Genomic DNA, 21,637 nt, shown 5'->3' on the forward strand with positions numbered 1-21,637 from the left:
TTAAGTTTTCAATTATTCATATTATGAAATAAATGTTTCAATTTCAAGGTGAGTTCATGAGAAAAACTCGGCGACATTAAGAAATTTACGTTTAATTTTGACAATTGTACTCCGATCACAAAAGCCAAATTTATTCCAAATATAAATTGAAATGAAATTTATATTTCATATAGTGATTTCAAGAAATAACAGGATTGCGGTAAGTCACGAGAACAGTGATGGAACAGTATCAATGCTTCTCTTAGCGAATTTTGGAGATGATCGGGTGATGAAGACAATAAGAATGACAACAGCGCAGGCGCTGGTCAAATTTATGAACCAACAATACGTTGAGTTTGATGGTCAGCAGCATAAGTTTATTCATGGTGTACTAACGATTTTTGGTCATGGCAATGTAGTAGGGCTTGGGCAAGCGTTAGAACAAGATTCAGGAGATTTGATTGTTCACCAAGGGTGTAATGAACAAGGAATGGCGCATATTGCAATGGGGTTTGCTAAACAGCATAAACGCAAGAAAATTTATGCCGTGACTTCATCCGTTGGCCCCGGTGCTGCCAATATGATCACCGCGGCAGCAACGGCAACCGCAAACCGAATTCCTGTACTCTTCTTACCGGGTGACATTTTTGCTTGTCGGCAACCAGATCCGGTGCTTCAACAAGTTGAGCAATATTATGATGCTTCAATCAGCACCAATGATTGCTTTAAACCCGTTTCTCGTTATTGGGATCGTATCAATCGCCCTGAGCAATTGATGTCTGCGATGATTCATGCCATGCGCGTTTTGACCGACCCTGCTGATACAGGAGCCGTCACCATCTGTTTACCCCAAGATGTACAAGGGGAAGCGTATGATTTCCCAGAATATTTCTTTAAAAAAAGAGTACATCGTATTGATCGCCGACCTGCGACTGACGCCATGATCGATGAGGCGGTTCGCTTAATCATGACGAAGAAAAAACCACTACTTATCTGTGGCGGTGGGGTTCGATATTCAGAAGCTCACGAAGCATTTCGTCAATTTGCCGAAACCTTCCATATTCCTTTTGGTGAAACACAGGCAGGAAAAAGCGCCATTGTGTGTGATCATGCCCTTAATTTAGGAGGCATTGGTACCACGGGCGGTTTGGCTGCTAACCTCATTGCGAAAGAAGCCGACTTGGTGATTGGAGTAGGTACCCGATTTACCGATTTTACCACGGCTTCTAAATCATTATTTCAACATCCAGACGTCGATTTTTTAACCATCAATGTGTCGGAATTTGATGCCTGTAAGCTTGATGCTACTGCGGTGGTCGCGGATGCAAAATCAGCCCTTGGGGCGATGGCAAGCCACTTAATTCAGGCTGGCTACACCAGTGGTTATCACAATGAGATCAAGCAAGCGAAATCACTGTGGCGAGAAGAAGTCGCGCGTTTGTTTGCTACACAAATAGGGCAAGAATACCAACCGGAGGTGGAAGGGCATTTTGATGATGAATTGCGTGAGTATCGAGACGCTCTCAATACTGAGTTAACGCAAACCCGTGTTTTAGGTTTGTTGGATCAACACTTAGAAGATGATGCGATTGTGGTCGGGGCCGCAGGTTCGTTACCGGGTGATTTACAACGGCTATGGCAACCGAAAGTACCTGATACCTACCATATGGAGTATGGTTTCTCCTGTATGGGATATGAAATTGGGGCTGCCGTGGGGGCGAAGATCGCTTGTCCTGATCAACCCGTTTATACCTTATTAGGTGATGGCTCTTACATGATGCTGCATTCTGAATTACAAACCTCTATTCAATAAGGGGTGAAGATCAACGTAATTTTGTTTGATAATGCCGCTTTTGGGTTTATCAATAATTTACAAATGAGCCAAGGGATGGGGAGTTTTGGAACGGAAAACCGCTTTCGAGATCCGAAAACAAACACGTTGACCGGGCCACTAGTTCCGGTGGATTTTGCTATGAACGCCGAAAGTTATGGATGTCGAGCCTATCGAGTTTACAACGAAGAGCAACTGATCAGTGCGCTTGAAGAGGCAAAAAAACAGACGGTATCGACCCTGATTGATATCAAAGTGTTACCCAAAACCATGACCCATGGTTATGAAGCTTGGTGGCGCTGTGGTACTGCTCAAGTGGCCGATAAACCAGAGATTGAGCAAGCCGCGAATGACATTAAGCAAGTATTAACGACAGCCCGTCAGTATTAAACGGATAATACGAAACCACCCCCCGATTTCCCACCACGAAATGTGGTGGGCTTTTTCACTTCCATTTTTCTGTTTTGACTCCCGTCTAAATTTAAATCCTTCTATCCCATTGTTTTATTAGTTCTTTTTTCTTTTGAAGTATTTATTCTATTTTTGAATATTTATAAATCAAAATTCCATCACGATCACATAATGAAATATTACGGTGATTTTTTATTGAAAATGAAATGAATATTCCGTATAAATGGTGTTGTGAAATGATTGTGCAATAGAGTGTAACACGGCAAGAACGGTCTATCCCCCTAAGGGAAAAGAGGACTTGTTTAGCACAGAGGTACTTAAGGAGCGAACGGTGAGTACAGAAAAGAATTTAGATGTGATTTGCATGGGACGAATTGCGGTTGATCTCTATGGACAGCAAATCGGTGCCCGCTTAGAAGATATGAGCTCTTTTAGTAAATATTTGGGTGGCTCATCGGGTAACGTGGCTTATGGTACCGCAGTACAAGGGCTAAAATCCTCCATGCTGGCACGTGTTGGTGATGAACATATGGGCCGCTTTTTACGTGAAGAGTTACAACGAGTTGGCTGTGACACCAGCCATTTACTGACAGATAAAGATCGGCTAACCGGGCTTGTGATCCTCGGTATTAAAGATGAAGAAACCTTCCCACTGATTTTCTATCGTGAAAACTGCGCTGATATGGCGATCAGCAAGGAAGATTTCAGTGAAGAGTACATTGCCTCTGCACGTTGTTTGGCAATCACCGGAACGCATCTTTCTCACCCTAAAACACGAGAAGCGGTGTTGACGGCATTGAAATATGCTCGTCGCAATGGTGTTAAAACTGCCTTAGATATTGATTACCGACCGGTGTTATGGGGGCTCACCTCTTTAGGCGATGGTGAAACTCGTTTTATTGAATCAGAAAAAGTTACCGATCAACTGCAAGAGGTATTAGGTCTTTTTGACGTGATAGTCGGGACTGAAGAAGAGTTTCATATCTGCGGCGGTTCAACTGATACCATTCAAGCGTTAAAAGCCGTTCGTGAAGTTTCTCAGGCTGAGTTGGTGTGTAAACGAGGGGCGTTAGGTTGCTCCGTATTTACGGATGTTATTCCCGAAACTCTTGATCAAGGAATCACCGTTTATGGCGTTCGAGTGGATGTGTTGAACGTATTAGGAGCAGGCGATGCCTTTATGTCGGGCTTATTGCGTGGCTACTTAAATGGTGAAGGTTGGGAAAAAGCGTGTGCTTATGCCAATGCTTGTGGCGCGTTAGTGGTTTCTCGCCATGGTTGCGCTCCGGCAATGCCAACGAAAGCCGAGCTGGACAATTACTTACTACGGGCTCAGCAAGTGAAGCGTCCTGATCTCGATAGTGAGCTTAATCATCTCCATCGTGTCACCACGCGAAAATCTCCAACACGAGATGAGCTCTGCGTGATGGCGTTTGATCACCGAATTCAATTTGTTGATATGGCGCGGCAAGTTGGGGCAGACATCGCTCGTATTAAGCCACTGAAGAAACTGATTCTACAAGCCAGCCGAGAAGTCGCCGTTGAAGCTGGGCTGGAAAAAGGACAAGCCGGGTTATTGTGTGATAGCTCCTTTGGTCAAGATGTATTAAATGCCATTACTGGACAGGGATGGTGGATTGCACGTCCTATTGAATTACCGGGATCACGCCCGCTGGAACTGGAGCATGGCAACATTGGCTCACAACTCGTCAGTTGGCCGCTTGAGCATATCGTGAAATGTCTGGTGTTCTTTAACCCAGAAGATGATCACACGATGCGTTTACAACAAGAACATCAAATTCAAGAAGTGTATCAAGCCTGTTGCCAATCTGGGCATGAGCTGTTACTCGAAGTGATTTTACCCGCAGGCATCGAAAAAAAAGATGCCCTCTATCTACGAGCGATGAAACGCTTTTATAACCTAGGCATAAAGCCAGATTGGTGGAAGCTTCCTCCATTAGATAAAGCGAGCTGGCAGGCGATCTCGACGTTGATTGAAGAACGAGATGCTTACTGTCGAGGAGTCGTTATTTTGGGCTTAGATGCTCCGCAAGCAGAATTACAGCATGGTTTTTCACAAACAGCAGGACAAAACATCGTGAAAGGGTTTGCTGTTGGTCGCACGTTATTTGGAGAGCCCTCACGTGCGTGGTTAGCCGGTCAAATGGATGACCAAACTCTGATTCATACCGTGAAAGAAAATTATCACAACTTAATCACACTATGGCGTCAACGCGGCGAAAAATAGTGCAATAAAGGAGACTTTTGATGAGTGTTCAACTAGGTATTAACCCACTCACGTGGACCAATGACGATATGCCAACACTGGGAGCCGAAACATCGCTAGAAACCTGTTTAAGCGAAGGAAAACAAGCGGGGTTTGCAGGCTTTGAGCTGGGGAATAAATTTCCACGTCAGGCGAGTGTGTTAGGCCCAATTCTCGCTAGCCATGATCTGAAACTGGTCTCTGGCTGGTATTCCATGGAACTCTTGACTCGTAGTGTGGAAGAGGAAATTGAAGCGGTACAAGAACACCTGACCTTATTGCGTGAACTTGGCGCAACAGTGATGGTCGCCTGTGAAGTGACGAATTGTATTCATGGTGCAAAAGAGACACCCGTTCACTTACGCCCACTGTTTCCCGCTGATCGTTGGGAAGAGTATGGCCGTAAGCTAACAGAGTTTGCTCAATACACACAAAGTCAAGGTGTCCAGATCGCTTACCACCATCATATGGGAACGGTGATTGAAACCGCGCAAGATATCGATAACTTGATGAAGCACACAGGCCCTGAAGTTGGCTTACTATTAGACACTGGGCATTTGACGTTTGCTGGTGAAGATCCGGTAAAAGTCGCGCAGTGCTGGGCTGAGCGAATTAACCATGTGCATTGCAAAGACATTCGAAAAGACGTACTTGCCGATGTGAAAAATCGCAAATTAAGCTTCTTGGATTCTGTTCTAGAAGGCGTTTACACCGTACCGGGTGATGGTTGTATTGATTACCCTGCGGTATTTCATGTGTTGAAAGAGGTCAATTATACGGGCTGGCTTGTGGTTGAAGCTGAGCAAGATCCTGCGATTGCTCACCCGTTGACTTATGCCACATTGGGCTATAACAACTTATATAAATTTGCCAAAGAAGCTGGGCTTTTATAGCGCCAATTCTTTGAGTAAATCGCTAACCTCTTATTCCTGATAGCGCCTTTTTAGGCGCTTTTTTTATCCCACCATTCTAGCCAACAAAAGCCAGAATGGTCAGCAGCGTTCCTTGGTTTTATGTGTGTTAAATGAAATTAAGATTTCATTTAAATTCGGTAAATTGGGTGATTCCGGCCAAAATTTAGAAAATATCTCGTACAAAATGAAACAAAACAACTAAACTTGCATTGAAAGTGAAATATTTATTCTGTATAAAGAGTGGTATTGTTAGAACGGTTCAAGCAGTACGGAATACGTAGTGACAGCAAAATAATAATGATGTTCCAGTCAAGACAGCCGAAGGAGAATACGATGGAAACGGTGCTGAATTTTATTAATGGTCAACACAAAGCAAGCCAGAGTGAACGATTTTCTGCAATCTATAACCCTGCAACAGGTGAGCAAACCCGACAGGTCCAATTAAGCCAAAAGGAAGAAGTGGAAGAGGCGATCAAAGCGGCGGAAAAAGCGTTTGCCTCATGGGCGAAAACCAGCCCGTTAAAACGTGCGCGAGTTATGTTTCAGTTTAAAGCGTTACTGGAGCAGAATATGGATAGATTGGCTCGAGTCATCTCCAATGAGCATGGTAAAGTTTATTCTGATGCGGTGGGGGAAGTGACTCGAGGGCTTGAAGTGGTTGAGTTCGCCTGTGGTATTCCTCATCTGCAAAAAGGAGAACACTCTGCCAACGTGGGGACGCATGTTGATAGCCATTCTTTAATGCAGCCACTCGGTGTTTGCGCTGGCATCACCCCGTTTAACTTCCCAGCGATGGTGCCAATGTGGATGTTTCCCATTGCTTTGGCAACGGGTAATACCTTTATTTTAAAGCCGTCAGAGAAAGATCCGAGTACAGCGTTAATTCTGGCGGAGCTGCTCACCGAAGCGGGCTTACCTGATGGGGTGTTTAATGTTGTGAATGGGGACAAAGAAGCGGTCGATGTACTGCTTACTGATCCGAGAATTCAAGCGGTCAGCTTTGTTGGTTCTACCCCGATTGCGGAATATATCTACAGTACCGCTTCTGCTCATGGTAAGCGTTGCCAAGCATTAGGGGGCGCTAAAAATCACTGCATTTTGATGCCAGATGCCGATATTGATATGGCAACCAATGCGATTATAGGCGCAGCTTTTGGGGCTGCTGGAGAGCGTTGTATGGCGCTTTCTGTCGCCGTGGTTGTTGGTGATGAAACGGCTGATCAACTCATTGAGCGGCTACAACAGAAAATCGCCACCATGCGAGTGGGCCCAGGGATGGTCGATGGCACTGAAAATGATATGGGGCCAGTTATCTCAGCGCAGCATAAACAAAAAATATGTGACTATATTCAATCGGGACAGGATCAGGGAGCGACCTTAATTACCGATGGCCGAGATTGTTCCGTTGAGGGGTATGAAGCCGGCTATTTTGTTGGTCCAACGTTAATTGATCATGTTTCACCCGAGATGACCGTGTATCAAGAAGAAATTTTTGGCCCAGTGTTGTGTGTGGTACGGGTTGAGAATTATCAAACCGCGTTAGCATTGATTAATCGCCATGAATACGGCAATGGCTCAGCCATCTTTACCCGCGATGGTGAAACGGCTCGTCAATTTAGTGAAGAGGTCCATACTGGCATGGTTGGTATCAATGTCCCGATTCCAGTCCCTATGGCGTTCCACAGTTTTGGTGGTTGGAAGCGCTCAATATTTGGGCCGCTCAATGTCCATGGTCAAGATGGGGTGCGTTTTTATACCCGCATGAAAACCGTCACCAGCCGTTGGCCTACAAGTGTTCGGTTAGAGCAACATGCCAGCTCTTTCTCGATGCCCACTATGGATTGATCGATTTTTCTCTATACAAAAAAGCGCCTCCTGCTATGCCGGAGGCGCTTTTTTACTCTATGGATCTATAGAAAGGGTAAACGGTTTTTTGACTATTTGTCTTGTTGAACCGTTACACTTTAAATTTATTTAAATCCTCACGTATGTGTTGGCAAATTTCATCTAACTGTTCACTTAACACGCGTACACCTGCAACATTATTCGTGACTGAAGTGGTGCTATCATTAATGATGTTGATTTTTTCACTGATATCATTGGCGACGGTATTTTGTTCTTCGGTCGCCGTCGCTATTTGGGTATTCATATCATTAATATCGTTTATGTGTTTAATAATGTTGTTGAGTGCGAGTGTGGTTTGTTCGGACTCAGAGACCGTTTGGCTTAAGGTAAGACTTGTCGCATTCATTTGAGTATTGGCATTTTCTGAACTGGTTTGAAGATCGTGAATGATATGTTCGATTTCCTCTGTAGAGTGGTGGGTTCGCAACGCAAGAGCTCGAACTTCATCCGCAACGACCGCAAATCCACGGCCTTGTTCTCCAGCTCGGGCGGCTTCAATAGCGGCATTGAGCGCCAGTAAATTGGTTTGATCTGCTACTCCTTTAATCACTTCTAATACGGTGCTGATGTAATCACTTTTTTCTTTCAGTTCAGAGACGGTCTCAGAGGTGGAATTAATCTCATCGCCAAGTTTATGAATAGCCAGTACGGTCTGTTTCACGACCTCATTTCCTTGCTCAGCAAGAACATTACAACTTCTTGTTTTATCCGCTGTATTATTCGCATTATGGGAAACTTCGTGTGAGGCTGAAGCCATTTCATTCAGCGCCGTGGCAACTTGTTCGATCTCTCTTAATTGTTGCTGAGTCTCATGGCTATTTTGTTCACTGTTAGCACGGATTTTTTCAGCACATAAAGCAAGTTCGTTCGTGGAAGAGATGATACGAGTTACCAAAGCATGAAGGTTTGAAATAAACGTATTGAATTCACTCGCTAATTGGCCAACCTCATCGTGATGACGAATCGTTAGCCTGCGGGTTAAATCACCTTCACCTTGGGCGATTTTTGACAGTGCTGCTGTGACTTGGTTAAGTGGTGTTATCACTAATTTTGATAATACGCCCCAATTAATGAGTTGTAGGGAGAATAATAACAAAACCGCAATGAGCATGAACATTTTCTTTATGGTATTTAAAATCGCATTATTGGCATCAAGACGATAATCAATCACTAACGATCCTATTTTTTGCCCATCTTCCCATAATATGTTTAAGGTAAAGGATTTTAAATCAGAAGAGGATGGTATCGGCCGATCAGATTTTGCTTCTCCAATGATATTATTACGATGATCAAATGCCTTGATTTGATAGAGGTAGGGATAATTAACAAAAGATTTTGTAATATTATCAATTAAATGGTTATCATATGAAAAGATAGGTTCTTTTAAAACGACCGATAATGTTTTATTCGTGTCATTAATATCTTGTTCCAACTGATTGGTTAAGTATTCTCTTGCAAAAAAATAGCTACCAGAGAAAACGGCAGCCATAACCACTAATGAAATAATGATCAAAAGCAGCATGGATTTATATTTAATAGAGTTCATAATGGATTCCCTATAACTGGTTGATATCTAGCCAGAACTTTTTGTTCTCATATGGGGTGTCTGGATGCATATAAGGGTTATCGATCCGTAAGATGGTTCGTTGCCCTAGATTGGCTTTAGCAAGAGTGTCTTTGATAAGAGGATGATTGAAAAATAACGAATCAAAACTCCCATCATCGATAGCTGATATAAATCCTTGATATATTTGATTATATAAGGGTTGATTGTCTCTACTGACATAAAAATATAAAGCAAAGGGATAAATAAGCATCAAATCTTTTTCAACAGCCAAATTGAGTTGAGTATGTTGGGCGACCTCTTCCCAAGGCTCAAGAACACCGCGGGGAAAATAGTCGTACCGTCCTCCTTCTAGCATTGGAAAAAGATTGTTGTATTTGATCGTGGTGACGATGGGCAAATTCGCTTGTTTAATGACTTGTGTATCTCCCCAAAAAGTAGCTTGACCGGCTTTTAATGCTCTGAGTTGTGATAGATTTTTTATTTGTGAGAATTTAGCTTGATCTCCCGATCTAATAATAAAAAGTCGATGCCCCATAAGCCCTTTAAATATCGGTATTCGAATAGCAAGTAACTTTTCATCCCTTTCCGATGAAGCGCCGGCCCACATCACATCAATATTATTGGCTTGAATTTCCTCAGTGAGCCGTGTTTCATTATAATTTTGATCAATTTGCTTAATGATTACGTCAGGAGAGCTTTTAGCTAACACTAATTGCAATATATTAAATGCCAGTTGTTCTTTTTCTCCTTCGACTTTATTTACCGTTATCGTTTGTGCCGCAGTGCAGTGAACACTGAAGAACACTGCAACGAGGATAAATATATTTTTTATTTTCATGATCTCTCCATTTAGTCGACCATTCCACGAGCTTTTGTTACTTGAAGTTGCTATAGCGACAACTTCAAGTGATTGAAATACAGCGAATAGACTTATCTTTCTCCATCCGCCCATACTTTTCGGTAGAGTTCTATCATTTCCTCAATCGTTGGAACTTTGGGATTATTTAGCGGTGAACCGGAATTGAATGCTTGCTGAGCCATTGTGGGGAGCAAGTCGAAAAACTTTTCTTTTTCAATGCCATAAGAGGAGGGAGAGGGAACGTTAAGGTGTTGATTCAACAGCCGTAGCTCCGCAACCAATTTTTGGCAGGCGACGGAATGATGATCAGAAAGCAGTGCCACTCCCATTGCTCGTGCACAGTCTGCATAACGTTCTTTTGCTGCAGGAATAGAATATTCCGTAATAACAGGCAATAACATGGCGTTGGATAACCCGTGCGGGACATGAAAAAAAGCCCCAATAGGTCGGCTCATGCCGTGAACTAAAGCGACAGAGGCATTAGAAAACGCAATACCAGCCAGTGTTGCGCCTAACATCATTGCTGAGCGTGCAAGTACGTTCTGTGGCTCATGATAAGCTTGACGGATATGGGTTCCGATCATTTCTATTGCTGAGAGAACTTGAGCATCCGTAAAAGGGTTAGCCTTTTTACTAACATACGCCTCGATAGCATGAGTTAGGGCATCTAGTCCACAATCTGCGGTCACTCTGGGGGGTAACGACAACGTCAATTCAAAGTCGATTAATGCGGCCATTGGCATAAACCCAAGCCCCATACAGAGCATCTTTTCATCATTGGTGTCATCAGTAATCACCGTCACTCGTGTCACTTCTGAACCCGTTCCTGCGGTGGTTGGAATCGCAATAATCGGTAGCCCATTTTCAGCCACATCGTTTGGAAATCGGTAGTCACTGACTTGTCCACCCAATTTACCCACAATTGAGATTGCTTTTGCGCTATCAATTGGACTACCACCGCCAATTGCAATGATTGAATCAAAATGACTTTTTTGCACTAAATCCACACCGGCTTGAATAGAGCTAACCGTTGGCTCTGGCACAGTATCTGAGTAAACCGTACTTTCGATACCGTCACAGCGTAACCTTTGTTGTACTCGCTCGGCATAACCTAGCTTAACCATCATTTTATCTGTCACGATGAGAGGGGAATGAACATGGAGAGTTTTCATCACCTCCGCCACCTTCATGGACGCCCCTTTCCCTATATGCATGATTCTGGGTAATACGATACTTGTGCTCATGATTGATTCCTCAGTTTTTCAAAGTTGAAAAATAGTAACCAAATCATACTATCATTGAAAATTTTATTTCTTAAATAAATTAATTGAAAAATATATTCTAAAAAGTCGCTGACCATAAAACTGGAAATGGAAAATCCTTATCTTACTAATAAGTAATTGTTTTTTTTATTTTTTATGTCGAGATTTTAGTAAAATGTGAACATTGTTACATAAATAAACCTTCCCAAACTATGAAATGAATGATTCAATTTGTGTTGGTTTTGAAAAGTTAACTTTTGCCAGTCACCAAATCTGGATAGCAAGGAGAAGTCTCTCGTGGAGCTTGGAATGGTTGGAATTATTCTGTCGTTAGTGATGCTAATGTACTTAGCCTATCGAGGTATGTCTGTGATATGGCTAGCCCCGATTCTTGCCTTATTCGCTGCAATTTTTTCGTCGGGAACCCCTTTGATGGCCAGTTATACTGAAGTTTTTATGTTGAGTGCTGCCCAGTACGTAAAGCTCTATTTTCCAGCTTTTTTATTGGGAGCCGTCTTTGGCAAAATTATGGATGTTTCTGGTGCAGCAAAAACGATTGCGCAGGTTATCACATCAAGGGTTGGAGCAAATAATGCCATTTTAGCGGTGGTGCTTGCCGTGTCGGTGTTGACGTATGGGGGCGTCTCCATGTTTGTGGTGGTGTTTGCGGTCTATCCTATTGCGGCGCAAATTTTTCGGGATAGTAATGTTCCCAAGCGGTTAATTCCAGGAACCATCGCTTTAGGATCGTTTACCTTTACGATGACAGCATTACCAGGCTCATCACAGATTCAAAATACGATTGCTATGCCATTTTTTGGTACGACGGCCTATGCCGCTTCCATGCTCGGTTTAATTGGCGCGAGCACGATGTTTGGATTAGGCATGTTGTGGCTGAAAAGAAGAGAAGCGGTTGCCCGTGCGAATGGTGAAGGCTATGGACATCACCTTGGTATCGACGTTGACGATAGTGAGGAATCAGACACTTTACCTTCTCCACGACGGGCATTTATCCCAATCGTTATTGTACTGATGCTTAATTTTTTGTTGGTCACGTTTTATTACCCCAATATTGAAGCCCATTACCTGTCTGATTACGGTTCAACGCTCCAAAAAGTGAAAGGGATGTGGAGCCTGATCATCGCGTTAACGACCGCGATTGTCGTCGCACTGATTCTTTTTCGAAAACAGATTGCTCATGCACGAGAGGCGATTAATGACGGTGGAGAGAGTGCCATTATGCCCATTATGAATACGGCAGCTGCGGTGGGTTTTGGTAATGTGATCAAATCATTATCTTCATTTGATTCGATTAAAGAGATGATTTTGTCCATTCCAGGCTCCCCGCTACTGTCATTTGCCATATCCACCAGTTTACTGGCTGGAATTACCGGTTCTGCTTCTGGTGGGCTAAGCATTGCTTTGGATGCACTCGGTGATATTTATATTCAACAAGCGTCAAATTTAGGGATCAGCCTAGACGCGTTACATCGGATTGCTTCGATTGCCTGCGGCGGGTTGGACTCATTACCTCATAATGGCGCGGTCATTACATTACTTAGCATTTGTGGCATGACACATCGAGATTCTTATAAAGATATTTTTGTTTGTACATTAGCGATTCCCATTGTTGCTACGGGAGTGGTGCTGATATTTGCGACGTTTGGCGTGGTGTAATGAACGTTGAGTTCAAATAGGGAAAATGAACCGAATGAAGGGGTACTCGATTACAAATTTAGGAATGTACATTTCATTAACTCAATTATTCGACCATAGAGCATATCAAACTATCTGTTGGGATAACCCCCAATAACTAGGAGAAACAACACATGTTTAATGAAGAACAGCAATTCAAACATCCTATTCGTTGGGGTATGGTTGGAGGCGGTCGTGGCAGTCAAATCGGATATTCCCACCGTAATGCAGCTGTGCGAGATGGTCTGTTTACTTTAGTGGCAGGCGCTTTTGATTTAGACGTTCAACGTTGTCAAGATTTTGGAAAGAACATCGGTCTAGATCCTGAACGTTGTTACTCCTCTTATCCCGTATTATTTGAACAGGAAGCAAAGAGAGAAGATGGCATTCAAGCCGTATCGATTGCGACACCGAATGCAACACACTATGAAATTTGTAAAGCGGCACTACAAGCAGGATTGCATGTCGTGTGTGAAAAGCCCATTACCTTTACTAGCAAAGAGGCGGAAGAACTGAAGTCTATTGCAAAGACTAAAGATCGCGTGCTCGGTGTGATGTATGGTTATACCGGTTTTCCGATGGTTCATCAGGCGCGTGAAATGGTTGAAAGGGGAGACCTTGGTGAAATACGGGTGGTTACTATGCAGTTTGCGCACGGCTTTCATAATGTTGAACATGAAAAAGATAATCCCAGTTTGAAATGGCGAGTGAGTCCAGAAGTCTCTGGGCCAACGTATGTGATTGGAGATATTGGTACTCATGCATTTTATTTATGTGAAATGATCACAGGACTTAAAGTGAAACGTCTCTCTTGCATGCGTCAAAGTTTCATTCAATCACGTGCACCTTTAGAAGATAATGCGCATGTAATGATGGAGTTTGATGGTGGGGCGGTCGGCACACTTTGGGCTTCAGCGGTTAATTCAGGTTCGATGCATCAACAAAGAATTCGAATTGTCGGAGAAAAAGCCTCGATAGAGTGGTGGGATGAGCATCCAAATCAATTACGTTATGAAGTTCAGGGAGAACCAATTCGGATTTTAGACAGAGATATGGACTACTTATATAAAGATGTGGCAGGAGTGGCTGCTAATCGAATAGGGAGTGGGCATGCCGAAGGCTATTTTGAATCATGGTCAAATCTTTATCATCGCTTTGCTTTAGTGATGAATGCCATTGATTGTGATGATAAGCAAGCGGCCCAAGCCATCTGGTATCCTGGAATTGAGGCTGGAATCAGTGGCGTGAAATTCTGTGAAAAATGTGTGGAGTCAGCGGATAATAAATCTACATGGGTATACTTTGATTAATATAGGGTAAGTAATTCTATCAATTCGAATCTTCGGGCTTCGAACGATAACATTTTTTATTATTCTACTAAACAGTAGGGCTTGAAAGTCAGTAAGTTGTTTTAGGAGTTTTATATCCAAATAGCTGACGGCAGTGGATTCTAGCTGCCGTCACTGCATATGCTATCATTATTGACATCATGTTATGCAATACAAAAATTCGGAACTTTATCCATATAATGACGAGCTACGCGATTGGTTAATTTAATCGTTAATTCATAAGGGATGGTACCAATATGCTTGGCTACCGTTTCTACTGGTAAGTTTTTTCCCCATATTTCTACGCTATCACCCACTTTATCCATCGCATCAGGCCCAAGATCTACGGTTATCATGTCCATGGATACTCGCCCGACAATTGGCACTTGGCGGCCATTAATAAATACTGGCGTACCTGCTGGGGCAGAGCGTGGATAACCATCACCATAGCCCATCGCGATAACGCCGATTTTCGTATCTCGTTTTGCATACCAAGTTTCACCATAGCCGACAGGTTGATTCGCGGTATGTTGACGAACAGCAATCAAACGTGTGGTGACGGTCATTACTGGCAGTAATTGGTGATCTATTCCCGAATGATAAAGGCTAGGGGAAATGCCGTACAAAGCTATCCCTGCTCTGGCGACATTGAACTGTGATTCTGGCCAAAATAAAATACCTGCCGAGTTAGCCAAACTTTTCGGGCCGGAATACGGAAACGCCGCTTGTGAAAAACACTCGATTTGTTTCAGTGTTGCAGGATGAGAAAGATCGTCGGCACAGCTAAAATGGCTCATAAAACCGAGTTGACCTTTAAGTTTTCCGCTTCGTTCAATGCGCTGTACATATTCTGTCACTTGTTCTGGCTGAACTCCAAGCCGATGCATTCCAGTATCAATTTTCAACCAAATGCTGATAGGGTTAGCCAAGTTACTTTGTTCTAAATCTCGTAATTGCTCTTCACAATGAATGACAGTTGCGAGCTTGAGGTCGGCGGCACGTTGTAAATCGTCAGCACAGAAACAGCCTTCCAGTAGCAGGATTGGTTGATCAATCCCATTAACGATAAGCTCTTCTGCTTCTTCGATTCGTGCTACGGCAAACCAATCTGCCATTGGGAGCGCTTTTGCCAACTGGACGGCACCATGACCATAGGCATCTCCTTTGATGACAGCAATCAGTTTTTGCTGTCCAGAGAGTGACTTTAAACGTAAATAGTTATGGCGAAGTGCGATTAAGTCTATTGAGGCCTGAGCGGTTTTCATACAACATCCTATGTACTCGAAATTCGTCTCTCTACATCAGAGATAACGGTCAACTTTTGGTTATTATGTAGCAAGTTTGTATGGTTTGTTAGTCTTTTGTGGTTTCATTGGCCGTGATCTTGCTAATAATGTTGTATAAAATGTTGTTTGTTTTTGCTTGGGAAGAACGCTGTACCTTTCTCAAGGTGATTTTCAATTAAAAATACTGGCTTTAAGATAAAAACAGAATGTTTGATTTTGGTTATATAAAGATAGCTAATCGGGGAATGGGTTTCTGAAAGGGGGTAAGTAAACCATCTCTATCGTATAAGTTTTTGTTTTAAAAATAGTTAATACGTGCTGCAGTTCATACTTTGAGCCATCGTAATGGTCTGTGTCTTGATTCCGCTTTCCCACTAATAAAACCATTGGTAGCATAAGGTTATTGATGAGTAAACGATGTGGATACGATGATGACCGATGATCTTTTCTCTATTGTGACCAATCCAATCTTAAATCCGAAACAAAAAACGTTTGCCTTAGCGGCTCAAGCAGAAGCCAGTTTACCTTATGTCTCTCGCAGCCCAGAATTAATTGAGGCGATGGAGCAAGGCATTATTTGTGATATGTATGAGGGCCATGCACCGTTTAAACCTCGTTATGTCTTACCCGATTATCAACGCTTTCTAACTCAAGGTTCGCGCTATTTAGAGTTAACCCCTGCAGAAGATTTTGATGATGCATTAATGAAATTAATGGTGTTGTATCATCATGTACCCTCAGTGACCAATATGCCGGTATTCTTGGGCTACCTTGATCAACTGTTGCTACCTTATTGCGATGATGTGACTGACGAGCATCTTTACCGTTCCTTAAAACGTTTTTGGATTCAATTAGATAGAACGCTTCCCGATGCCTTTATGCATGCGAATATTGGCCCAGAGGATAATCGTGTTTGTCGCATGGTGTTAAAAATCGATGCTGAATTACAACAAGTTGCTCCTAATTTAACACTCATGTACGACCCACAGCGCACGCCAAACAGCTTACTTCGTCAAGCAACGGATAATATTATCCACTGCAGTAAACCACATATAGCGAATTGGCCTTTACATCAAGCCTTCTTTGTTGAGCAAAATGTGCAACCTAGTTTCGGCATTGTCAGTTGTTATAACGCCTTGCCTGTTCGTGGCGGTGCAAATACCTTGGTACGCTTGAATCTTAAAGCCGTTGCTGAACAAGCACAAAATATCGATACGTTCTTAAATCATACGCTGCCTTATTATTGCCACTTGATGTATGAGTTGATTGAGCAGCGTTGTCGTTTTTTACATCAACAATCCAACTTTTTTCAAGGCTTTTTAGTCACAGAAGGGCTGATTGAAGAAGCTCGCTTTGCGCCAATGTTTGGTGTTTATGGCATGGCCGAAGCGGTCAATCATTTATTATCGGGTAAGGCAGAATATGGGCGCGACCCTGCGGCTAACCAACTCGCATTAACGATCAGCCAAACTTTAAGTGACATTGTCACTAAAACGCCAGTCACTTATGGCTTAGCCAATCGAGCTTTACTGCATTCGCAAGGTGGGCTATCCATTGATACGCAGACCACACCAGGAATTCGAATTCGTTATGGTCAAGAGCCAGATCCGGTTAGCCATTTATTAGCCTTAGCACCGCAGCACGCTTACTATCCTTCTGGAGTCAGTGAGATTTTAACTCTAGACGAAACCATTAAAGCCAATCCTCAGGCGTTAACCGATCTCTGCTTAGGCGCTTTCGCTCATGGAATGAGGGAGTTCACGGCTAATACTCACGGAAATGATTTAGTGAGAATTACTGGCTATATGGTAAAAAAATCGGACTTAGAAGCGTATTATCAACAAGGCTCTCGCACGAATACAACGGCGCTTGGCGCTGAAGCGTGCACCGAAACAAAAGTCACTCAACGAGCACCAAGAGTGGTGAGTCATGAATTTATTGCAGGTGAGTAATGCCGACCACAGTGATTTCGGATAATGATGAGATAACGATCCAACGCTCAATAACGGGGCAAGTTGCTCGATTGCTGCCTTATTCTGTGGTTGATGGGCCCGGCAACCGCTTGGTGTTTTTTCTCCAAGGCTGTAATTATCGCTGCCCGGCTTGTCATAATCCGCAAACGATTGCTCGCTGTAGTGAAGATTCTCAAGCGATGACTGTGTTTGACGCTGTTGAGCAGATCAGGCAGCGGCGACACTTCATTACTGGTATTACTCTCAGTGGTGGTGAGGCGAGTTTACAAATCAAATTTGTTCGCGAGCTATTCAAAGCGGTGAAAACCACCCCAGAGCTATCGTCATTAACTTGCTTACTCGATAGTAATGGCAGTCTTTCGCTCAAGCACTGGCAAAGCTTGTTGCCTTGGATGGACGGGGCAATGATCGATTTAAAAGCATGGCATGAAAGGTGTCATTATCAATTAACTGGGCATAGCAATGTGCCCGTTAAACGGTCGTTACACTTTCTGGCTGAGCATGGCAAACTAAATGAAGTTCGTTTATTACTCATTCCCGATAAAACAGACTATGACCTATATAGCGAGTCATTAGCGCAATATTTAAATCAGTTACAACAGTTACAGTCAGCTCAGGGGGCGGCTTTTCAACTACGTGTTAATGCTTTTGCCAATCATGGTGTTTCTGGCATCGCTAAATCGTGGTCTGCGGCCACCCCGGAGCAAGTGAGCCGTTTAATGGCAAAACTTACTGATGATGCACTTTCCTAGTAATCTTGAGGTAAATAGCGGTTGTACAATTGATTAGTGGTGGTTATGATTTCGTCTGCAAATTAATATCTAACAATGTCAGTAGGCTTAATATCACAAAAGCTAGGTGTAAAAGACCTAGCTTTTTCTTTTCTTGTTAGCTGTCTTCTTCCTGCTTGAATGGCTACGCTCGTTACGAAATGTGAAATAGAGTAACCATATTTTACTAAGGCCATTTTTCTCTATTTGTTGAGCATTATTTTTGCGTGAGTTAACAAAAAATCAACGCTATTTTTGAATAACATTATGTTTTTTCTCATCGTTTTATATAATTAATTATCTACTTCTTGCCGATGTAGTGTATTGTTTAATATGTATTTTTCAAATAACAGCGGCTAATTATTGTCCGTTTTGACAGCACAATGGACTCTCTTCACGTAAAACAGGAATAATGATGTTATTTATCAAGGATTTTTATCATGCGCTTTTGCATGCATTAAAAAATTTATTACCGATTGTTGCTGTCGTGCTTTTCTTTCAGCTCGTGATCTTACGTCAAGTTCCGGACGATGTGTGGACGATGACATTTGGTTTGTTGGTAGTAGCAGTTGGTGTGGCTCTATTTCTACAAGGGTTAGAGTTAAGTATCTTCCCTGTCGGAAAAAGCTTGGCTAACCAATTTGCACGGCGCGGCTCGATCCCTATTTTACTGGGTTTTGGTTTTGCGATGGGATTTTCTGCCGTGGTTGCTGAACCGGCACTGATTGCGGTAGCAGAACAGGCACAAATCATTAGTGAAGGACGCATTGATGGGCTTACCTTACGCTTATTGGTTGCAACGTCGGTTGGTTTCGTTATTGCGCTGGGTGTCTTTCGTACCATCATGGGATATCCCTTACATTGGTTTATGATTATTGGTTATTTGCTGGTTGTGACCATTACCTATTTTGCTCCAGAAGAAATCGTTGGGCTTGCTTATGATTCGGGGGGCGTTACCACCAATATTGTCACCGTTCCTTTGATTGCGGCAATGGGGATTGGTCTTGCCAGCTCTATTCGTGGGCGAAATCCACTGATTGATGGGTTTGGTCTAGTTGCGTTAGCGGTAATGGTTCCAATGATCAGTGTACAGTTGTATGGCATTTATGTTTATTCGCAGCCAGAGGTACATGATGTTCTGACAATACTCGGTGACGAAACAACGAATCAACTGCCTATGTGGGTTACGCCACTGCTTGAACTGGCGAGTATGGTTAGGGATGTATTACCGATAATCATCACTATCTTATTCTTTCAGTACATTATTTTACGTCGACGATTAAGTAATCCTAAACAGATTATCTTTGGTTTTTCATTAGTTATCGTTGGACTGTATGCCTTTGTTGTCGGTTTAAAATTAGGTCTATTTCCGATTGGTAGCGCAATGGCGGAACAACTTATCGGCCGAGATCAATTATTCTACATTTATCTATTTGCTTTTATGATAGGTTTTGCTACTACCATGGCTGAACCTGCCTTGCTTGCCGTAGGACAACAAGCTGAAGAAGCGGCGGCAGGTAAAGTTAAAGGTAATACGATCAGAATATTGGTGGCGTTTGGGGTCGCGACTGGAATCGCGATTGGTGTACATCGCATCATTATTGGTGGTTCGATGCACTATTTTATTATGGCGGGTTATACCTTAGTGATTATTTTGACGATGTTGGCACCGAAGTACATCATCGCGTTAGCCTATGATCTTGGTGGGGTGACGACCTCCGAGGTTACGGTACCTTTAATCACGGCTCTCGGTATTGGTTTAGCGACTCATATCGAAGGTCGAAATGTCCTAATTGATGGCTTTGGTCTGATTGCCTTCGCCTCTATTTTTCCTATTGTTACAGTTATGCTCTACGCCATTTTCACACAATGGTATTTTCAATTTTCAAAGGTGAAATCATGAAGTTTTCCGTATTAGTTGCCATCGTCCCCGAAGAATTCGAGCAAGAAGCGATTGATACCGCTCGTGAGCAAGGCGCAGGTGGTATTACCGTATTAGCAGGTCGAGGCATCAGCAATGAGACCAGAAAGACGTTTTTTGGCTTAACCTACGATGGCAGTCAATCTGTTTTGCTCATGGTGCTCGAGAAGTCTCTCTCTTTACAAGTGCTGAAATCATTGCAAGTACTGTTACGTCCAAGTGAAGAAGATTCAAGAGGCATTGCTTTTACGATTGGATTAGAACATCTAGCAGGGATTGACCTCAATCAACTGGATAAATTTGAACAGCAGCTGTTCCAACAGCAGTTAAAAGACACTTTATAAGGATAAAACCCTATGTTAGTAAAAGACGTTATGATTCGTGACGTTGTCACTATATCGCCGTTTGCCAAATTACGTGAAGCCATGATGTTGATGAAAAAACATCATTTAAAATCTCTGGTCGTTGAACAGCAAAATGCCAATGATGCGTTTGGTTTAATCACTTATACCGATATTGTCAAAACAGTGATTGCTGAAGGTGGTGATATTGATTTATTGAATGTCTATGACGTATGCGCTAAACCGGCGATCTCGGTTGGTGAAAATCTCGCGTTAAAACATGTTGCGGCGCTGATGACTCAACAACATATTAAACGTCTACTGGTTTTAAATGATAATCAACTGCTCGGGTTTGTGTCGATGGATGATATCATGGATGCCTTACTTGCCCGCATCGATTAATATTATCACGACGATCAGCGGCTTAGGTGGAGACCTAGGCCGTAGCGTATCGTAGACTAGGCACCTTGTAACACCGCATAAAGCTGAATATATTTACGTACGAGCTGTTGGTTTTTAGAGCGCTTAAGAGGGTGACCATACTTAATATAGCAGGGGGTCATGGTAAAAGTGGACTCTAACGTTTGTAGCAGTTGTGATTCACTTTCATAGAGGGTGATGCCTTGTGCATGATAGTCAGCCAGTTCATCGGGCAATCGTCCTGTCCACCAATGCAACAACTCACGACTTTTTTGGCTGCGACTTATCCAATGATCGGTGAGCAAGAGTAATAGATCATTGGGTTGAATGGCATAAGCGTATTCTTGTTTCCAAGCACAAATATCGCGCAATAATTTTGCGCGGCACGTTTTCCCCGCACTGACCATATGTTGCGTTAATATCCACACCGTCCCTACATCACTACTCACTCTAAAATGATAAGGAAGTTCATTGTTGGGCATAAAGTCTAACGGCATGTATTCACAGGTATGACCAAATTCAGTTAACGTGCGCGCTAGTCGCCGAGCAAAAGCTTGGCTGAGGTGATGTTGACTCATTCCTTGATTATGAATAGTAGGGTAGTGCTTTTCACATAGCTTTAGACAATCGGCTTGAAACTCATTGACACTTTGCGTCACTATATCCAACAGCAAGGCGATGTACTCCTTAGCAAAATGTATTTAAACGATCCCACTTTAATCGCTTCCTAAAATTCAAATCCCATTACTCTCGAAAAAGTTAACCTTCACACATATACCACCCAATAAATAATGGTGGATGGTCAATCAGTTGGCTTTGACTAAAAGAGCACCATCGCTAGTGACATGATGAATCAATCGCGATGAGCTTGGCAACTGAAAGCAGTGTAGAGTGTGCTATAGCATACAT

The 21,637-nt window shown here is 42.8% G+C and carries 15 protein-coding genes and 2 pseudogenes; 12 read left to right on the forward strand and 5 right to left on the reverse strand.

The window, feature by feature from the left end:
• Positions 1-268 precede the first annotated feature (268 nt).
• From iolD to FKQ60_RS07625, 4 genes and pseudogenes are all read left to right on the forward strand, one after another.
• A pseudogene (iolD, locus tag FKQ60_RS07610) lies at positions 269-2,200 on the forward strand (3D-(3,5/4)-trihydroxycyclohexane-1,2-dione acylhydrolase (decyclizing)).
• Between the two features lie 352 nt (positions 2,201-2,552).
• Positions 2,553-4,469, forward strand: coding sequence for a 5-dehydro-2-deoxygluconokinase (gene iolC / locus FKQ60_RS07615; protein ID WP_170906267.1), 1,917 nt, complete (start codon positions 2,553-2,555; stop codon positions 4,467-4,469).
• Between the two features lie 20 nt (positions 4,470-4,489).
• Positions 4,490-5,380, forward strand: a complete 891-nt coding sequence (gene iolE / locus FKQ60_RS07620) for a myo-inosose-2 dehydratase (protein ID WP_170905503.1) — start codon at positions 4,490-4,492, stop codon at positions 5,378-5,380.
• 354 nt (positions 5,381-5,734) lie between these two features.
• Positions 5,735-7,246, forward strand: coding sequence for a CoA-acylating methylmalonate-semialdehyde dehydrogenase (locus FKQ60_RS07625; RefSeq protein WP_170906268.1), 1,512 nt, complete (start codon positions 5,735-5,737; stop codon positions 7,244-7,246).
• Positions 7,247-7,358: 112 nt separating this feature from the next.
• Here FKQ60_RS07625 and FKQ60_RS07630 read toward each other — a convergent pair whose 3' ends face one another.
• The 3 genes from FKQ60_RS07630 to FKQ60_RS07640 form a co-directional block, all read right to left on the reverse strand.
• On the reverse strand, positions 7,359-8,852 hold the full coding sequence (locus FKQ60_RS07630; protein WP_154171079.1) for a methyl-accepting chemotaxis protein: 1,494 nt from the start codon (positions 8,850-8,852) through the stop codon (positions 7,359-7,361).
• A 10-nt stretch (positions 8,853-8,862) separates the two neighbouring features.
• Positions 8,863-9,711, reverse strand: coding sequence for a diguanylate cyclase (locus FKQ60_RS07635; protein ID WP_238925702.1), 849 nt, complete (start codon positions 9,709-9,711; stop codon positions 8,863-8,865).
• Positions 9,712-9,803: 92 nt separating this feature from the next.
• Positions 9,804-10,976, reverse strand: coding sequence for an iron-containing alcohol dehydrogenase (locus FKQ60_RS07640; RefSeq protein WP_170906269.1), 1,173 nt, complete (start codon positions 10,974-10,976; stop codon positions 9,804-9,806).
• 327 nt (positions 10,977-11,303) lie between these two features.
• Between FKQ60_RS07640 and FKQ60_RS07645 the strand changes: the two genes are divergently transcribed.
• Together FKQ60_RS07645 and FKQ60_RS07650 are read left to right on the forward strand one after the other, a co-directional pair.
• On the forward strand, positions 11,304-12,671 hold the full coding sequence (locus FKQ60_RS07645; protein WP_249374279.1) for a GntP family permease: 1,368 nt from the start codon (positions 11,304-11,306) through the stop codon (positions 12,669-12,671).
• A 152-nt stretch (positions 12,672-12,823) separates the two neighbouring features.
• Positions 12,824-13,999 (forward strand): Gfo/Idh/MocA family oxidoreductase, encoded by a 1,176-nt coding sequence (locus FKQ60_RS07650; RefSeq protein WP_170905262.1) that lies wholly within the window; start codon positions 12,824-12,826, stop codon positions 13,997-13,999.
• Positions 14,000-14,181: 182 nt separating this feature from the next.
• On the opposite strand, the gene alr is transcribed toward FKQ60_RS07650, so the two are convergent.
• Positions 14,182-15,282 carry an alanine racemase gene (gene alr, locus FKQ60_RS07655; protein ID WP_170905261.1) on the reverse strand — a complete coding sequence of 367 codons (1,101 nt, stop codon included), beginning with the start codon at positions 15,280-15,282 and terminating at the stop codon, positions 14,182-14,184.
• 449 nt (positions 15,283-15,731) lie between these two features.
• On the opposite strand from alr, the gene FKQ60_RS07660 reads away from it, so the two are divergent.
• The 6 genes and pseudogenes from FKQ60_RS07660 (at position 15,732) to FKQ60_RS07680 (ending at position 20,710) form a co-directional block, all read left to right on the forward strand.
• Positions 15,732-17,255, forward strand: coding sequence for a YjjI family glycine radical enzyme (locus FKQ60_RS07660; RefSeq protein WP_249374182.1), 1,524 nt, complete (start codon positions 15,732-15,734; stop codon positions 17,253-17,255).
• Positions 17,255-18,028, forward strand: coding sequence for a 4Fe-4S cluster-binding domain-containing protein (locus FKQ60_RS07665; protein ID WP_170905260.1), 774 nt, complete (start codon positions 17,255-17,257; stop codon positions 18,026-18,028). The genes FKQ60_RS07660 and FKQ60_RS07665 overlap by 1 nt, the downstream gene beginning before the upstream one ends.
• 433 nt (positions 18,029-18,461) lie before the next feature.
• Positions 18,462-19,139: pseudogene (locus tag FKQ60_RS17475) on the forward strand (DUF1538 domain-containing protein); the annotation flags it as partial.
• Between the two features lie 84 nt (positions 19,140-19,223).
• Positions 19,224-19,949, forward strand: coding sequence for a DUF1538 domain-containing protein (locus FKQ60_RS17480; protein WP_224215239.1), 726 nt, complete (start codon positions 19,224-19,226; stop codon positions 19,947-19,949).
• The gene (locus tag FKQ60_RS07675) at positions 19,946-20,311 is read left to right on the forward strand and encodes a transcriptional regulator (RefSeq protein WP_154171072.1); all 366 of its coding nucleotides are present in this window, start codon (positions 19,946-19,948) and stop codon (positions 20,309-20,311) included. The genes FKQ60_RS17480 and FKQ60_RS07675 overlap by 4 nt, the downstream gene beginning before the upstream one ends.
• A gap of 12 nt (positions 20,312-20,323) precedes the next feature.
• Positions 20,324-20,710: a CBS domain-containing protein gene (locus FKQ60_RS07680; RefSeq protein WP_161426583.1), complete on the forward strand. Its 387-nt coding sequence runs from the start codon at positions 20,324-20,326 to the stop codon at positions 20,708-20,710.
• A 56-nt stretch (positions 20,711-20,766) separates the two neighbouring features.
• Here the strand turns inward: FKQ60_RS07680 and FKQ60_RS07685 are convergent, their stop codons facing one another.
• Positions 20,767-21,402: a hypothetical protein gene (locus FKQ60_RS07685; RefSeq protein WP_154171071.1), complete on the reverse strand. Its 636-nt coding sequence runs from the start codon at positions 21,400-21,402 to the stop codon at positions 20,767-20,769.
• Positions 21,403-21,637: the final 235 nt, after the last annotated feature.

The organism is Vibrio sp. A11 (assembly GCF_013048705.1).
Taxonomy (GTDB): Bacteria; Pseudomonadota; Gammaproteobacteria; order Enterobacterales; family Vibrionaceae; genus Vibrio; species Vibrio metschnikovii.

What these genes read in the sequence shown, in the direction of transcription:
- iolE (WP_170905503.1), top strand. Translation starts at nt 4,490, where the DNA reads ATGAGTGTTCAACTAGGTATTAACCCACTCACGTGGACCAATGACGAT.
- FKQ60_RS07625 (WP_170906268.1), top strand. Translation starts at nt 5,735, where the DNA reads ATGGAAACGGTGCTGAATTTTATTAATGGTCAACACAAAGCAAGCCAG.
- FKQ60_RS07630 (WP_154171079.1), bottom strand. Translation starts at nt 8,852, where the DNA reads ATGAACTCTATTAAATATAAATCCATGCTGCTTTTGATCATTATTTCA.
- FKQ60_RS07635 (WP_238925702.1), bottom strand. Translation starts at nt 9,711, where the DNA reads ATGAAAATAAAAAATATATTTATCCTCGTTGCAGTGTTCTTCAGTGTT.
- FKQ60_RS07640 (WP_170906269.1), bottom strand. Translation starts at nt 10,976, where the DNA reads ATGAGCACAAGTATCGTATTACCCAGAATCATGCATATAGGGAAAGGG.
- FKQ60_RS07645 (WP_249374279.1), top strand. Translation starts at nt 11,304, where the DNA reads ATGGTTGGAATTATTCTGTCGTTAGTGATGCTAATGTACTTAGCCTAT.
- FKQ60_RS07650 (WP_170905262.1), top strand. Translation starts at nt 12,824, where the DNA reads ATGTTTAATGAAGAACAGCAATTCAAACATCCTATTCGTTGGGGTATG.
- alr (WP_170905261.1), bottom strand. Translation starts at nt 15,282, where the DNA reads ATGAAAACCGCTCAGGCCTCAATAGACTTAATCGCACTTCGCCATAAC.
- FKQ60_RS07660 (WP_249374182.1), top strand. Translation starts at nt 15,732, where the DNA reads ATGATGACCGATGATCTTTTCTCTATTGTGACCAATCCAATCTTAAAT.
- FKQ60_RS07665 (WP_170905260.1), top strand. Translation starts at nt 17,255, where the DNA reads ATGCCGACCACAGTGATTTCGGATAATGATGAGATAACGATCCAACGC.
- FKQ60_RS17480 (WP_224215239.1), top strand. Translation starts at nt 19,224, where the DNA reads ATGTGGGTTACGCCACTGCTTGAACTGGCGAGTATGGTTAGGGATGTA.
- FKQ60_RS07675 (WP_154171072.1), top strand. Translation starts at nt 19,946, where the DNA reads ATGAAGTTTTCCGTATTAGTTGCCATCGTCCCCGAAGAATTCGAGCAA.
- FKQ60_RS07680 (WP_161426583.1), top strand. Translation starts at nt 20,324, where the DNA reads ATGTTAGTAAAAGACGTTATGATTCGTGACGTTGTCACTATATCGCCG.